The following is a 13,830-nucleotide window of genomic DNA, read 5'->3' on the forward strand; positions in this document are numbered from 1 at the left end:
CGGAGTAACGAGTCGTGGGGCGGGCGGTCACGGCCCAGGACGCGGGAACGGCCCGCCGCGGCGGATGCCGGGGCGGGCCGTTCGGGCGGGCGGACCTCAGATGCCGAGGTCCTTGATGATCTTCGCCACGTGGCCGGTGGCCTTGACGTTGTACAGGGCGCGCTCGACCTTGCCCTCCTCGTCCACGACCACCGTGGAGCGGATGACGCCGACGACCGTCTTGCCGTAGAGCTTCTTCTCGCCGAAGGCGCCGTACGCCTCCAGGACCTTCTTGTCCGGGTCGGCCAGCAGCGTGACCTTCAGGGACTCCTTCTCGCGGAACTTCGCGAGCTTCTCAGGCTTGTCGGGGCTGACGCCGAGGACGTCGTAGCCCGCCCCGGCCAGCACCTCCAGGTTGTCCGTGAAGTCGCAGGCCTGCTTGGTGCAGCCGGGAGTGAGGGCGGCGGGGTAGAAGTAGACGATGACCTTGCGGCCCTTGTGGGCGGCAAGGGACACCTCGTTGCCGTCGGCGTCGAGGAGGGTGAAGTCGGGGGCCGGGTCCCCGGGCTGGAGTCGCTCGCTCATCGGGCCAGCGTAACCGGGGGGCCTTACGGTGCGGGAAAGCCGGGAACTGACAGACTGTCCAGAACAGCATCAAGGACTTCGGAGGCCGTACGGTGGCGGACACGTCGGACACCAGAACCCCGGCGCAGATCGAGGCGGACATCAAGCGCCGCCGTGAAGTGCTGGCCGAGACGCTCGACGAGATCGGGGTGCGGGTGCACCCGAAGACGATCGTCGGCGACGCGAAGGCCAAGGTGGTCGCCAATGTCGACCACACGGTCGGACGGGCGTACGTCGAGGTCAATCGCGTCGTGAGTGAGGTGCGCGCCCAGTTCGTGGACGAGGAGGGTGCGCCGCGGCTCGAGCGGGTCGTGCCCGTGGCCCTGGTGGTGGTCGGGGTCGTGGGGCTGCTCGCCCTCGGCGCGCGGCGCCGCAAGGGCTGACCGGGTTCGTACGGGCTAGTGACAGGCAGGTAGGTTCGAGGTGTGAGCGCCAACAGAAACAGCGACCCCCAGCACGACAAGCTGCCCATTCGCATGCTGCACGACCGGGTCCTCGTCCGGCAGGAGACCGGCGAGGGCGAGCGGCGGTCGGGCGGCGGCATCCTGATCCCCGCGACCGCGGCGGTCGGGCGCCGGCTGGCCTGGGCCGCGGTCGTCGCGGTCGGCCAGAACGTGCGGACCGTGGAGCCGGGCGACCGGGTCCTGTTCGACCCGGAGGACCGGGCCGAGGTCGAGGTGCGGGGCGTGGCGTACGTGCTCATGCGCGAGCGCGACCTGCACGCGGTGGCCGCGGACCGGTTCGAGGGGGCCGAGGACTCCACGGGCCTGTATCTCTGATCATCTCTGATCCGAGCAGGCCGGAGGGGCCGGTGACGGTGGTCACCGGCCCCTCCGGCGTTCCTTTGCTATGTTCGAAGGAACCCGACGAGACGCGCCGTACCGGGACGCAGGCAAAGACGACGCACCGCGAGAAGTGGTTTTCCCGTCGTCTTGGAGGTGCGCTGTCGTGGCGTGGGTTCTGCTGGTCGTGGCCGGTCTGCTGGAGGTCGGCTGGTCGATCGGGATGAAGTACACGGACGGTTTCAGCCGGCTCGTGCCCAGCCTGTTCACCGGTGCGGGGATCGTCGCCAGCATGGTGCTGCTGTCGTACGCCGCCAGGTCGCTGCCCATCGGTACCGCCTACGGCGTGTGGGTGGGGATCGGGGCGGCCGGGGCGGCGGTGCTCGGCATGGTGGTGCTCGGTGAGCCGGTCACCGCGGCCCGGATCTTCTTCGTGTGTCTGCTGCTGGTCGCCGTGGTCGGGCTGAAGGTGACCGGCGGCCACTGAGGACGGACGCCCGTCAGCGGCCGGCGGTCGCTGACGGGCGTCGTCCTTCTTCACGGTCCTCCGCGGTTTTGCGCGGTCCTCCGCGGTCCTCCGCGGTCGCGGTTTCTACGGTTGGGCCCCTGTGGTGCCGGGGCCGCCCGGGGCGCCTCCGTCGGCGCCGCCGCCGGTGGCCGTACCGCCGCCGTTGGCGCCGCCCTGTGTCCCGCCGCCGTCGGTGGTCGTGCCGCCGCCGTTGGCGCCTCCTGCCGCGTCGCCGCCGTTGGCGCCGCCCTGTGTCCCGCCGCCGTCAGTGGTCGTGCCACCGCCGCCGGTCGTGGTCCCGCCGTTGGTGGCACCCGTGGTGCCGCCGTCGGTCGGGGTGCCGGAGGGGGTGCTGGTGGTGCCGCCGTTGCCCTGGCCGCCGTCGTTGGTGGTGCCCCCGTTGTCCTGGCCGGTGGTGCCGGGCTGGTCGGAGGGGCTCGAACTCGGGGGCAGGACCACGTCGGCGCCCTGCTGGAGTTCGAGGTCGAACTCGGTGGCCGGCTTGCCCTTGAGGGCGTCGCGCGTGTACTGCGCCCAGATGGCGGTGGGCGGGCCACCACCGTTCATACGGGGCTGGCCGAGGGCGTAGTACAGCGACCTGTGCTTGGCCGTGACCGGGTCCTGGCCCATGACGGAGACGACGGTGGCGAGGTCGGGGGTGTAGCCCGCGAACCAGGCGGCGGTGTCCTCCTCGGCGGTGCCGGTCTTGCCGGCCGCGGGACGGCCGGCCTGCTGGGCGGCGACGGCGGTGCCGTTGTCGACGACGCTCTGCAGGACGGAGGTGGTGGTGTCGGCGGCCTCGCGGCTGACGGCCTGCTTGGTCTGCCGGTCGGGCAGCTTGACGTCCTCGGTGCTGTCCTTGGTGATCTTCTCGACCATGGTGTACGTGCCGTGCCTGCCGTGGTTGGCGAGCGTGGCGTACGACTCCGCCATGTCCAGGACGCTGGCGGTGGCGGTGCCGAGGGCGATGGACGGGTAGGGCTGGAGGTCCTGCGTGCCGGACGGGACGCCGAGGTCGACGGCGGTCTGCTTGACCTTGGCGGGGCCCACGTCGACGGCCATCTGTGCGTAGACCGAGTTGACCGAGAGGTCGGTGGCCTTGCGGACGGTGATGTCGCCGTACGACTTCTGGTCCTCGTTCGCGGGGGCGTAGGGGCCGCCGCTCCAGCCCTGCACGGGGCGCCGGTTGGTGCCGTCGTACGTGGTGTTCGGGGTGATGGGCTGGCCGTCCTGGGTGGTCGAGCTGTTCTGCACCGCCGCGGTGAACACGAAGGGCTTGAAGGTGGAGCCGACCTGGAAGTCACCGCGGGTGGCGCCGTTGGTGTACTGCTTCACGTAGTCGATGCCGCCGTACAGGGCGACGACCTTGCCCGTCTTGGGGTCGACGGAGGCGCCGCCGGCCCGGACGTAGTTGTCGACCTTGTTGTTCTTCTTGTCCAGCTTGGAGATCAGCTGGTCGTTGACGGCCTTGACGAAGGCGTTCTGCTTGGACTTCTGGAACGTGGTGGTGATGCGGTAGCCGCCGCCCTCCAGCTGTTCCTTGGTGAGGATCTCGTTCTCGGTGAGGTAGTCCTTGACGGCCTCGACGAGGTAGCCGCGCTGGCCGGAGAGGCCGGTGGAGACGGTCTGCTCCTTCGGCATGGGGAACTTCATGCCGGCGCGCTCGGACTTGCTGAGCCAGCCCTTGGTGACCATGCCGTCCAGGACGTAGTTCCAGCGGGCGATGGCGGCGGGCTTGTTCTCGGGGTGGGCCACGACGTCGTACTCGCTGGGCGCGTTGACGAGCGCGGCGAGGTAGGCGGCGCGGGCCGGGTCGAGGTCGGCCGCGTCCTTGCCGTAGTAGGCCTGGGCGGCGGACTGGATGCCGTAGGCGTTGCGGCCGAAGTAGCTGGTGTTGAGGTAGCCCTCGAGGATCTCGTCCTTGGACTTGTTGCGGTCCAGCTTGATCGAGATGAAGAACTCCTTGGCCTTGCGGGTGACCGTCTGTTCCTGGGCCAGGTAGTAGTTCTTCACGTACTGCTGGGTGATCGTGGAGCCGGACTGCTTGCCCTTGCCGGTGGCGGTGTTCCAGCCGGCGCGGAGCATGGCCTTGGGGTCGATGGCGGACTCGGTGTAGAAGTCGCGGTCCTCGGCGGCCAGGATCGCGTGCTGGGCGGGCTTGGAGATCTGGGCGAGGGTGACGTTCTCGCGGTTGATCTGGCCGTCGCGGGCGAGCTGGGAGCCGTCGGCGTACAGGTAGACGTTGCTCTGCTTGGTGGCGAGGGCGTTGGCGGAGGGGATCGGCACCATCGAGTAGCCGATGAAGAACAGGCCGACGATCAGCAGCACGCCCATCACGAAGGTGCCGAGCACCATGCGCCAGGTCGGGACGAGGCGCCGCCATCCGGTCCGCTTGGGCCGCTTCGGCTTCTTGCCCTTGCCGCCGCTGCCTGCGGGGTTCGCGGTGGCCGGGGCGGCGGGGTTCGCCGCGGGGGCCTGGGCCGCCCGGGCGGCGGCGCCGGCCTGCCCGGCGGAACCGGCTGCGGCAGCGGCAGCGGCTGCGGCTGCGGCACCCGCTGCGGCGCCGGTCCCGGCCCCGGTGCCGGAGCCTGCTCCGGTCCCGGCCGGACGGGTGGCACCGGTCATGCCGGACGCGCCGAGCGCCTGGGACGTCCGGGACGTGGGGGTGGAGGAGGACGAGGGTGACGAGGCCGACGGCTTGGCCGGCTGCTTCGGCCCGGACTGCTCGCCCTGCTGGGGAGCCTTGACCCGACGGAGGATCTGGGTGGTCTCGGGGGCCTGCCCTTCGGCCGCACCCTGCGCGGCGGCACCGGCCTTGCCGGACCGCCCCGTCGCCGGGGGCTTCTCGATCCGCCGCAGCACCTGCGTGCTCTCGGCGGAGTCGGACTTGTCCGCGGCCGGGCCGCCCTTGCCGGGGGCCTGAGCGGACCGCCCCTGACCGGGCCGCTGCGGCTTCCCGGGCGTCTGCGCGCCGGCGGCGGCCTCCGCGTCACCGGACGCGTCGCCCCTGCCGGACGCCTGCGCCCGCCCCGCCGCTGCCCCGCCGGCGGCACCGGACGCGCCGGCCCCTCGACGTTCATCTGCCCGCTGGGCCTCACCGGGCCGACGGGTCCGACCACCGTCCCGCGCCCCGCCGGCCTCGGCCGACCGCTGAGCCCCGACGGCGCCCGACGCCTCGCCGGGGCGCTGAGCCTCACCGGAACCTGCCCCGCCCCCGGAGCGCTGAGCCGCATCGGCCCCCCGCGCCCCACCGGACTGCTGCGGCACACCAGTACCACCAGTCCCACTGGTCCCAGTGGTCCCACTGGTGCGGCTGGTACCACCGGCACCACCAGCACCACCGGCTCCGCCGGCCCCCTGCGTCGCGCCGTCGGCACGCGTCTCACCGGACCGCTGGGTCTCGCCCGGCCGCCCGGAGGCGTCGGACTCACCCGAGGCGCCGGATCGGCGCTCCTCGCCGGCCCTGGTGGGTGCCGCCGGGGCGGTCCGCCCGGTCGTACGGGGGGCCGGGACGGCGCGGCCCGCCTGGGCCGCGCGGCGTACCTGGTCGAGGCGGCCGGTGCGGGCGGCCGGGACCGACGGGTCGCCGGGTGATCCGGCTCGCGGCGTCGCCCCGGCCGGGTCCGCCGCCCCCTCGGCCGGATCTGCGTTCGCGTCGGTGGAGCCCGTCGGCTCCCCGGGCCCTTCAGCCGGCAGCGGTTCCTCCGGTGCCCCGCCCTTGCCCTGCTGCTGCGGCTGCGGCTCGTCGCTCATCTCGTGCACGGACTCCTGTTTCGCGTCGTACGTTTCCCGTACGCCTCGTACGCCTTCTGCCCCCTGTTTGAAGACTCTCGCACCTGGCGTTCCGTTCCCGGATAGCGGCACGCATCCGGGACGAAAATGCGTGGCCGGTCGCCGTGCCTCCGGACTAGGCTCCTGCGCTTCGGTGTCGAGAGGTCCGGGGAGGTCGACTGACGTGGGCGCGGGACGGTTGTACGTGGCCGTCGCGGCGGGGGGATTCAGACGGTACGCGACGTATCGGGCCGCCACTGCGGCAGGGGTCTTCACCAATACGGTCTTCGGGCTGATCCTCGTCTACACCTACCTGGCGCTGTGGGACGTGAAACCGCACCTCGGAGGCTACGACCAGGCACAGGCGGTGACGTTCGTGTGGCTGGGACAGGCGCTGTACGCGACGCTGGCGATCCAGGGCGGCGGCTTCGAGACGGAGTTCATGGAGCGCATCCGTACGGGTGAGGTAGCGATCGATCTGTACCGGCCGGCGGACCTGCAAGTGTGGTGGCTGGCGAACGACTTGGGCCGGGCGGTGTTCCAGCTCCTCGGCCGTGGTGTGATCCCGTTCACTTTCGGGGCGCTGGTCTTCCCGACGGCGCTGCCGCATGACGTGGGGACGTGGCTGGCGTTCCTGGTGGCCGTGGCGCTGGCGATGGTCGTCAGCTTCGGGATCCGTTACCTGGTGGCGCTGACCGGGTTCTGGCTGATGGACGGCACGGGGGCGCTCCAGGCGCTGATGATCACGGGCATCTTCTGTTCGGGGATGACGCTGCCGCTGAACGCGTTCCCGGGGACGCTCGGTGAGGTCGTACGGGTGCTGCCGTGGGCGGCGCAGGTGCAGGTGCCCGCGGATGTGCTGATGGGGCAGGCGGACCCGCTGCCCGCCTTCGCGTTCCAGGCGGTGTGGGCGGTGGTGCTGCTGGCGGCGGGACGGCTGTTGCAGACGGCGGCGGCCCGGCGGGTGGTGGTCCAGGGTGGGTGAGCGTGGTGCCGTGGCGGAGGGGTTGCGCGCGTACCGGCTGATCGCCGGGATGTGGATGCGGTCGACGCTGACCTACCGGGCGTCGTTCGCGCTGGCGGTGTGCGGCGGGGTGCTGGTGACGGGGCTGGATTTCGTGTCGATCCTGCTGATGTTCTCGCGGGTCGACGTCCTCGGCGGTTACTCGCTGGCCGAGGTGGCGTTCCTGTACGGGTTGTCGGCGACGTCGTTCGGGATCGCGGACCTGGCGATCGGTTCGGCGGGCCGGCTGGGCACCCGGGTGCGGGACGGCACGCTCGACACCTTGCTGGTGCGGCCGGCGCCGGTGCTGGCGCAGGTGGCCGCCGACCGGTTCGCGCTGCGCCGGGTCGCCCGGATCACGCAGGGGGCGCTGGTGCTGGGCTGGGCGCTGGTCGCGTCGGACATCGTCTGGACGCCGGTGAAGGTGCTGATGGTGCCGGGGATGCTGGTGTGCGGCGGGATGATCTTCGCCGCGGTGTTCGTGGTGGGGGCGGCGTTCCAGTTCGTGGCGCAGGACGCCTCCGAGGTGCAGAACGCGTTCACGTACGGCGGTCAGACGCTGTTGCAGTACCCGCCGACCGTGTTCGGCAAGGAGCTGGTGCGGGGGGTGACGTTCATGCTGCCGCTGGCCTTCGTCAACTGGGTGCCGGCGGCCTATGTGCTGGGGCGGCCGTATCCGCTGGGCGGGGTGCCCGGGTGGGCGGCGTTCGCGCCTCCGCTGGTGGCGGTGGTGTGCTGCGCGGCGGCGGGTCTCGCGTGGCGGACGGGTCTTCGGTCGTATCGGAGCACAGGGAGTTAGCGATGGACGCGTTCATCGAGGTGGACCGGGTCGAGAAGGTCTTCGACGTGCGCAAGCGGACCGGGTTCCTGAAGCGGGAGCGGCGGCGGGTGCGGGCGGTGGACTCGATCTCGTTCACCGTGGCGCGGGGTGAGATGGTCGGCTACATCGGTCCGAACGGTGCCGGGAAGTCGACGACGATCAAGATGCTGACGGGCATCCTGACACCGAGCGCGGGGCGGCTGCGGGTGGCGGGGATCGATCCGTCGCGGGAGCGGACGCGGCTGGCGCGCCGGATAGGGGTGGTGTTCGGGCAGCGGACGACGCTGTGGTGGGACCTGCCGCTGATCGACTCCTACCGGCTGGCGCACCGTATGTACCGGATCCCGGACGCCCGTTACCGGGAGAACCTCGACCGGTGTGTGGAACTGCTGGAGCTGGGTGCCCTGTTGGACGTGCCGGTGCGGCAGTTGTCGCTGGGGCAGCGGATGCGCGGGGACATCGCGGCGGCGCTGCTGCACGATCCCGAGGTGCTGTACCTGGACGAGCCGACGATCGGTCTGGACGTCGTGTCGAAGGCCAAGGTGCGGGGCTTCCTGAAGGAGCTGAACGCGGGCCGGGGGACGACGGTGCTGCTGACGACGCACGACCTGCAGGACATCGAGCAGTTGTGCTCGCGGGTGATGGTGATCGACCACGGGCGGCTGGTGTACGACGGCGCGCTCGCGGGGCTGCACGAGGCCGGGGAGGGCGAGCGGACGTTGGTGGTGGACCTGGAGCGGGAGTTGCCGCCGGTCGAAGCGCCGGCGTGCCGGGTGGTGCGGGTGGAGGGGCCGCGGCAGTGGCTGGCGTTCCCGGCGGGGCAGTCGGCCGCGCCGTTGGTGGCGTACCTGGCGGCCGAGTATCCGCTGGTGGACCTGTCGGTGCGGGAGCCGGACATCGAGGCCGTCATCGCGAAGATGTACGCCGAGAAGGCGGTCTCGTAGGCTTCTGCCATGACCGACGACGCAGTCCCGGATCTCCGCGCATCGGATGCCGACCGTGAGCGGGTCGGCGAGGTCCTGCGGGACGCCCTCGCCGAGGGACGCCTGGACATGGAAGAGTTCGAGGAGCGTCTGGAGGCGACGTACAAGGCGCGCACGTACGCGGAGCTGACGCCGATCACGCGTGATCTCCCGGCGGGCGGGACGGTGGCGCCGCGTCCGGTGTCGTTCACCAAGGAGCCGGTTGCCGAGGGGAGTTGGGCGGGCCGGATCGTCGGCGGTGAGGGGTCGTCGACGAGCGGGGTCGCGGTCCTGTCCGGGTTCCAGCGCAAGGGGCGCTGGACGGTGCCCCGGCGGTTCAGCTGTTTCGCGTTCTGGGGCGGCGGCGAGATCGACCTGCGGGAGGCGGACTTCGCGGACCGCGAGGTCGAGATCAACTGCGTGGCGATCATGGGTGGGGTGCAGGTGACCGTGCCGCCGGGGGTCGAGGTCGTCGTGCGCGGGGTCGGGATCATGGGGGGCTTCGACCATCCGGACGGTGACGGACGGCCCGAGCCGGGTGCCCCGCGGGTGGTCGTCAGCGGGTTCGCCTTCTGGGGCGGGGTCGCCGTGGAGCGCAAGGTCACCCGGGCCGAGCGGCAGCGGCTGAAGGAGATGCGCCGTCAGGAGCGCCTGGAGCGCAAGGAGTCGCGGCACGAGCTGCACCGGGCGCGGCGCGAGGAGCGGTCGCGGGACCGGGAGCCCGACCGCGAACCGGACCGGGAGCGGCGCCGGCGGGGAGAGCGCTGAGTTCTCCCCTGCGCTGCGCCTGTCCGGCCCTACGAGGTGCAGACCTTGGTGAGTTCTCCGGCCGCGTCGGTGACGGGGCTGACGTCGGGGGTGTGGTCGCCGTTCCTGAGGGCCGTGCGGACGTTCCGTACGGCCTGGTCGAGGTGGTCGACGGCCTTGTTGACGTCGGCGTCGTCGGTCTTGTCGCCGATCTTGCGCAGGTTCTTCTCTATGGAGTCGAGGGAGGCGTCGGCCTGGTCGGGGTCGTTCGCGGCGTTCTCCACGGCCTGCTGGAGGTCGGTGACGCCGTCGGCGATGGAGTCGGCGGTGTGCACGCAGTCCAGGGCCTTGTTCACGGCGTCGCAGCCGGTGGTGAGGCCCGTGGTGAGCACTGCGGTCGCCACGACCGCGGCGACGGCGGTGAGTCGGCCTCGGCGTCGGCTGACGGCCATGGTGGTGTTCCCTCCCCTTGTACGGCTGGCCGGGCGCACGGCGGTGGCCGTGCGCCCGTATCCATAGGGACGCCGGGGAGGGTGCGGGGGTTGCCCTCGCGCCCCCGGGGTTTTGGGGCGGGCTTTACTGTTCGCGGGTGGCGGCCAGGGCGGCCCGCTGGATCACGGCGAGTTCGGTGCAGCCGGTGACGGCGAGGTCGAGCAGGGCGTCGAGTTCGTCGCGGGCGAAGGGCTCGGCCTCGGCGGTGCCCTGGACCTCGACGAAGCGGCCGTCGCCGGTGCAGACGACGTTCATGTCGGTCTCGGCGCGCACGTCCTCCTCGTAGCAGAGGTCGAGGAGGGGCACCCCGCCGACGATGCCGACGGAGACGGCGCTGACGGTGCCGGTCAGCGGCTGGCGGCCGGCCTTGATCAGTTTCCTGCCCTGGGCCCAGGCGACCGCGTCGGCGAGGGCGACGTAGGCGCCGGTGATGGCGGCGGTGCGGGTGCCGCCGTCGGCCTGGAGGACGTCGCAGTCGAGGACGATGGTGTTCTCGCCGAGCGCCTTGTAGTCGATGACGGCGCGCAGGGAGCGGCCGATGAGGCGGGAGATCTCGTGGGTGCGGCCGCCGATCCTGCCCTTGACGGACTCGCGGTCGCCGCGGGTGTTGGTGGCGCGGGGCAGCATGGCGTACTCCGCGGTGACCCAGCCCTCGCCGCTGCCCTTGCGCCAGCGGGGGACGCCTTCGGTGACCGAGGCGGTGCAGAAGACCTTGGTGTCGCCGAAGGAGACGAGGACGGAGCCCTCGGCGTGCTTGCTCCAGCCGCGTTCGATGGTGACGGGGCGGAGCTGTTCGGGGGTGCGGCCGTCGATTCGAGACATGGCCACGAGCCTATCGGGAGTGACGCGAGGGGCTCCTCCCGCGGCGGGAGGAGCCCCTTACAGGTGAGCGCGGGGGCTCACATCATGTCTTCGATCTCCGCGGCGATGGGGTCGGCGTCGGTGCCGATGACGACCTGGATGGCGGTGCCCATCTTGACGACGCCGTGGGCGCCGGCGGCCTTCAGGGCGGCTTCGTCGACCAGCGAGGGGTCGGACACCTCGGTGCGCAGCCGGGTGATGCAGCCCTCGATCTCCTCGATGTTCTCGATACCACCGAGACCCGCGACGATCTTCTCAGCCTTGCTGGCCATGTTCTTTCTCCCTGATCCGAACCGCTTTGTCGCAGTAACCCACAGTTGGCCCATCTTCGCGAGCGGTCATGCCGTGCGTGCCGGATGATGGCGATCACGACAGCGGAACCGTCCGGCAACTGGTCTACACCACAGGGGGGACGGTCGCCAAACCACGTCCGGGTCGAGCGCCGGGGAGGACGCCATGAGCGCCGAGAGCGCAGGCAGCGCCGACAGCACGGCCGGTGCGGCGCGGGAGCGGTGGAACCGGCTGTTCCAGGGGCTGCAGAAGATGGGCCGCAGTCTGCAGCTGCCGATCGCCGTGCTGCCGGCCGCGGGCATCCTCAACCGGCTCGGGCAGCCGGACGTCTTCGGTGACCAGGGCCTGGGCTGGAACGCCGTGTCGAAGGTGATGAAGGGTGCGGGCGGCGCGCTGCTCGACGGCTCCCTCGGGCTGCCGCTGCTGTTCTGCGTGGGCGTCGCCATCGGCATGGCGAAGAAGGCGGACGGCTCGACGGCGCTCGCGGCGGTGGCGGGCTTCCTCGTCTACTACGGCGTGCTGCACGAGTTCCCCCAGGGGTGCCCGGGGGGCTCGAAGGAGCTGGCGGGCATCGGCTGCCAGGTGAGCGTCGGCGCCGGGGCCGGCTCGGTGACGCCGTACACCTTCCAGAACCCGGGGGTCTTCGGCGGCATCGTGCTGGGTCTGCTGGCGGCGTTCTTCTGGGCGCGCTACCACCGCACGCGCCTCGTCGACTGGCTGGGCTTCTTCAACGGGCGGCGGCTGGTGCCGATCATCATGGCGTTCGTCGCCATCGCCTTCGCGGCGCTGTGCCTGTGGGTGTGGCCGCCCGTCGGGGCCGGGCTGGAGAGCTTCAGCGGGTGGCTGCGGGACGCGGGGTCGTGGGGCGCGGGTGTGTTCGGTGTCGCGAACCGGGCGCTGCTGGTGGTGGGGCTGCACCAGTTTCTGAACGTGCCGATCTGGTTCCAGTTCGGGACCTACACGCCGCCGGGCGGGTCGCCGGTGCACGGCGACATCAACATGTTCCTGGCGGGCGACCCGAACGCGGGCCAGTTCACCTCGGGCTTCTTCCCGATCATGATGTTCGCGCTGCCCGCCGCCGCGCTGGCGATGACGCACTGCGCCCGCCCCGAGCGCCGCAAGGAGGTCGGCGGGCTGATGCTGTCGGTGGCGCTGACGTCGTTCGTGACCGGCATCACCGAGCCGCTGGAGTACTCGTTCCTGTTCATCGCCCCGCTGCTGTACGTGGCGCACGCGCTGCTGACCGGGGTGTCGATGGCGGTGACGTGGGGGCTCGGGGTGCACGACGGGTTCAGCTTCTCGGCGGGCCTGATCGACTACGTCATCAACTGGAACCTGGCGACGAAGCCGTGGGCGATCATCCCCATCGGGCTGGGCTTCGCCGTCGTCTACTACGTCGTCTTCCGCTTCGCGATCACGACGTTCGACCTGCGCACCCCGGGCCGCGAGCCCGAGGAGGACGTCGAGGACGTCACCAAGGTCTGAGCAACGGCCGTTCGCGGCCCCCGCGCACCCCGTCTGACCCGGCACTTTGCGTAGTGCCGCGGTAGCGGATTTAACGGTTCCTTACACGCCCCCCATCGTGCTACAACAGGTCTACACCACTGAGTGGTGTAGACCACCACCCGATGGAGGAACCATGAGCACCGCCACCGAAACGGCGGCCCCCGCAAAGAAGCGGGGATCCGGTCTGCTTCAGGGCCTGCAGAAAGTCGGCCGCAGCCTCCAGCTCCCGATCGCCGTGCTGCCGGCGGCGGGCCTGCTGATGCGCCTCGGCCAGCCCGACGTCCAGGAGAAGCTGCACCTTCCCACGAACGTCGCCAAGGTCTTCGCCGGTGCCGGCGGCGTGCTGTTCGACAGCTCGTTCGGTCTGCCCCTGCTGTTCTGCATAGGCGTGGCGATCGGCTTCGCGAAGAAGGCCGACGGCTCGACGGCGCTGGCCGCCGTGGTGGCCTTCCTCACCTACTACGCGGTGATCCACCAGTTCCCCATCAAGGACGGGCACGAGGGCGCCACCTACACGCCCGTCGCTCCCTTCGGAGGATTCTGGCAGAAGGGACACGAGGCCGCGCAGGCCGCCTCGTTCCAGAACCCCGGCGTGCTCGGCGGCATCATCATCGGTCTGCTGACCGCGGTGCTGTGGCAGCGCTACCACCGCAAGCGGCTCAAGGACTGGCTGGGCTTCTTCAACGGCCGCCGGCTCGTGCCGATCATCACCGCCGTCGTGGGCGCGGCCCTCGGTGTCCTGGTGGTCCTCGGGTGGCAGCCCATCGGTGACGTGATCACCAACTTCGGCGAGTGGATGACCGGCCTCGGCTCCTTCGGCGCGGCCCTCTTCGGCCTCATCAACCGGGCGCTGATCCCGATCGGCATGCACCAGTTCGTCAACTCGGTGGCCTGGTTCCAGATCGGTGACTACACCAACTCCGCCGGCACCGTCTTCCACGGCGACCTGCCGCGCTTCTTCGCCGGGGACCCGCACGCGGGAATGTTCATGACCGGCTTCTTCCCGATCATGATGTTCGGTCTGCCCGCCGCCGCCCTGGCCATCGCGCACACGGCCCGCCCCGAGCGCCGTCAGGCCGTGACGGGCATGATGGTCTCCCTCGCGCTGACCTCGTTCGTCACCGGCGTCACCGAGCCGATCGAGTTCTCGTTCATGTTCATCGCCCCGCTGCTGTACGCCATCCACGCGGTGCTGACCGCGGTGTCGATGGCCGTCACCTGGGCGCTGGGCATCCACATGGGCTTCAGCTTCTCGGCCGGCCTCACCGACGTGTTCATCAACTGGGGCATCTCCACCCGGCCCTGGCTGATGATCCCGGTCGGCCTGGTCTTCGCCGCGATCTACTACGTGGTCTTCCGGTTCGCCATCGTCAAGTTCAACCTCCCCACCCCGGGCCGCGAGCCCGAGGAGGAGGTCGAGGACCTCACGAAGGCGTGAGTCCTGACGGCACCGCATGACGAGGCCCCCGGAGCAGCGGCTCCGG

The 13,830-nt window shown here is 71.1% G+C and carries 14 protein-coding genes and 1 riboswitch; of the genes, 9 read left to right on the top strand and 5 right to left on the bottom strand.

Features of this window, described 5'->3' with window-relative positions; all coding sequences use genetic code 11:
• Positions 1-96: 96 nt before the first annotated feature.
• Positions 97-564, bottom strand: coding sequence for a thioredoxin-dependent thiol peroxidase (gene bcp / locus B446_RS15105; RefSeq protein WP_020940313.1), 468 nt, complete (start codon positions 562-564; stop codon positions 97-99).
• Between the two features lie 92 nt (positions 565-656).
• Between bcp and B446_RS15110 the strand changes: the two genes are divergently transcribed.
• The 3 genes from B446_RS15110 (at position 657) to B446_RS15120 (ending at position 1,872) form a co-directional block, all read left to right on the top strand.
• Entirely contained in the window at positions 657-986 is a 330-nt protein-coding gene (locus B446_RS15110) for a DUF3618 domain-containing protein (protein ID WP_020940314.1), read from the top strand.
• Positions 987-1,079: 93 nt separating this feature from the next.
• A complete protein-coding gene (locus B446_RS15115; protein ID WP_020940315.1) occupies positions 1,080-1,382 on the top strand; it encodes a GroES family chaperonin in 303 nt (100 codons plus the stop codon).
• 57 nt (positions 1,383-1,439) lie between these two features.
• A riboswitch (guanidine-III (ykkC-III) riboswitch) is annotated at positions 1,440-1,511 on the top strand.
• A 40-nt stretch (positions 1,512-1,551) separates the two neighbouring features.
• Complete coding sequence (locus tag B446_RS15120) at positions 1,552-1,872, top strand: DMT family transporter (protein WP_020940316.1); 321 nt, start codon at positions 1,552-1,554, stop codon at positions 1,870-1,872.
• Between the two features lie 105 nt (positions 1,873-1,977).
• On the opposite strand, the gene B446_RS15125 is transcribed toward B446_RS15120, so the two are convergent.
• Positions 1,978-4,755, bottom strand: coding sequence for a transglycosylase domain-containing protein (locus tag B446_RS15125; RefSeq protein WP_020940317.1), 2,778 nt, complete (start codon positions 4,753-4,755; stop codon positions 1,978-1,980).
• Between the two features lie 1,108 nt (positions 4,756-5,863).
• Here B446_RS15125 and B446_RS15130 point away from each other — a divergent pair.
• The 4 genes from B446_RS15130 to B446_RS15145 are packed head-to-tail and all read left to right on the top strand — an operon-like array spanning position 5,864 to position 9,217.
• Positions 5,864-6,649, top strand: coding sequence for an ABC transporter permease (locus B446_RS15130; protein ID WP_234967632.1), 786 nt, complete (start codon positions 5,864-5,866; stop codon positions 6,647-6,649).
• Positions 6,642-7,466, top strand: a complete 825-nt coding sequence (locus B446_RS15135; RefSeq protein WP_052352155.1) for an ABC transporter permease — start codon at positions 6,642-6,644, stop codon at positions 7,464-7,466. Before B446_RS15130 ends, B446_RS15135 begins: the two co-directional genes overlap by 8 nt.
• 2 nt (positions 7,467-7,468) lie before the next feature.
• Entirely contained in the window at positions 7,469-8,431 is a 963-nt protein-coding gene (locus B446_RS15140; RefSeq protein WP_020940320.1) for an ABC transporter ATP-binding protein, read from the top strand.
• A gap of 9 nt (positions 8,432-8,440) precedes the next feature.
• Positions 8,441-9,217, top strand: coding sequence for a DUF1707 SHOCT-like domain-containing protein (locus B446_RS15145; RefSeq protein WP_020940321.1), 777 nt, complete (start codon positions 8,441-8,443; stop codon positions 9,215-9,217).
• Between the two features lie 29 nt (positions 9,218-9,246).
• Here B446_RS15145 and B446_RS15150 read toward each other — a convergent pair whose 3' ends face one another.
• From B446_RS15150 to B446_RS15160, 3 genes are all read right to left on the bottom strand, one after another.
• Positions 9,247-9,648 carry a hypothetical protein gene (locus tag B446_RS15150; protein WP_020940322.1) on the bottom strand — a complete coding sequence of 134 codons (402 nt, stop codon included), beginning with the start codon at positions 9,646-9,648 and terminating at the stop codon, positions 9,247-9,249.
• 124 nt (positions 9,649-9,772) lie between these two features.
• Entirely contained in the window at positions 9,773-10,510 is a 738-nt protein-coding gene (gene rph / locus B446_RS15155; protein WP_020940323.1) for a ribonuclease PH, read from the bottom strand.
• A 77-nt stretch (positions 10,511-10,587) separates the two neighbouring features.
• The gene (locus tag B446_RS15160) at positions 10,588-10,821 is read right to left on the bottom strand and encodes a glucose PTS transporter subunit EIIB (protein ID WP_020940324.1); all 234 of its coding nucleotides are present in this window, start codon (positions 10,819-10,821) and stop codon (positions 10,588-10,590) included.
• Between the two features lie 184 nt (positions 10,822-11,005).
• On the opposite strand from B446_RS15160, the gene B446_RS15165 reads away from it, so the two are divergent.
• Positions 11,006-12,325 (top strand): PTS transporter subunit EIIC, encoded by a 1,320-nt coding sequence (locus B446_RS15165; RefSeq protein WP_020940325.1) that lies wholly within the window; start codon positions 11,006-11,008, stop codon positions 12,323-12,325.
• Positions 12,326-12,479: 154 nt separating this feature from the next.
• A complete protein-coding gene (locus B446_RS15170) occupies positions 12,480-13,784 on the top strand; it encodes a PTS transporter subunit EIIC (protein WP_020940326.1) in 1,305 nt (434 codons plus the stop codon).
• Positions 13,785-13,830 lie beyond the last annotated feature (46 nt).

Source organism: Streptomyces collinus Tu 365 (genome assembly GCF_000444875.1).
Classification (GTDB): Bacteria; Actinomycetota; Actinomycetes; order Streptomycetales; family Streptomycetaceae; genus Streptomyces; species Streptomyces collinus_A.

Bases quoted from the DNA above. Each gene is read 5' to 3' on its own strand.
- bcp (WP_020940313.1), bottom strand. From the start codon at position 564: ATGAGCGAGCGACTCCAGCCCGGGGACCCGGCCCCCGACTTCACCCTC.
- B446_RS15115 (WP_020940315.1), top strand. From the start codon at position 1,080: ATGCTGCACGACCGGGTCCTCGTCCGGCAGGAGACCGGCGAGGGCGAG.
- B446_RS15140 (WP_020940320.1), top strand. From the start codon at position 7,469: ATGGACGCGTTCATCGAGGTGGACCGGGTCGAGAAGGTCTTCGACGTG.
- B446_RS15145 (WP_020940321.1), top strand. From the start codon at position 8,441: ATGACCGACGACGCAGTCCCGGATCTCCGCGCATCGGATGCCGACCGT.
- B446_RS15150 (WP_020940322.1), bottom strand. From the start codon at position 9,648: ATGGCCGTCAGCCGACGCCGAGGCCGACTCACCGCCGTCGCCGCGGTC.
- rph (WP_020940323.1), bottom strand. From the start codon at position 10,510: ATGTCTCGAATCGACGGCCGCACCCCCGAACAGCTCCGCCCCGTCACC.
- B446_RS15160 (WP_020940324.1), bottom strand. From the start codon at position 10,821: ATGGCCAGCAAGGCTGAGAAGATCGTCGCGGGTCTCGGTGGTATCGAG.
- B446_RS15165 (WP_020940325.1), top strand. From the start codon at position 11,006: ATGAGCGCCGAGAGCGCAGGCAGCGCCGACAGCACGGCCGGTGCGGCG.
- B446_RS15170 (WP_020940326.1), top strand. From the start codon at position 12,480: ATGAGCACCGCCACCGAAACGGCGGCCCCCGCAAAGAAGCGGGGATCC.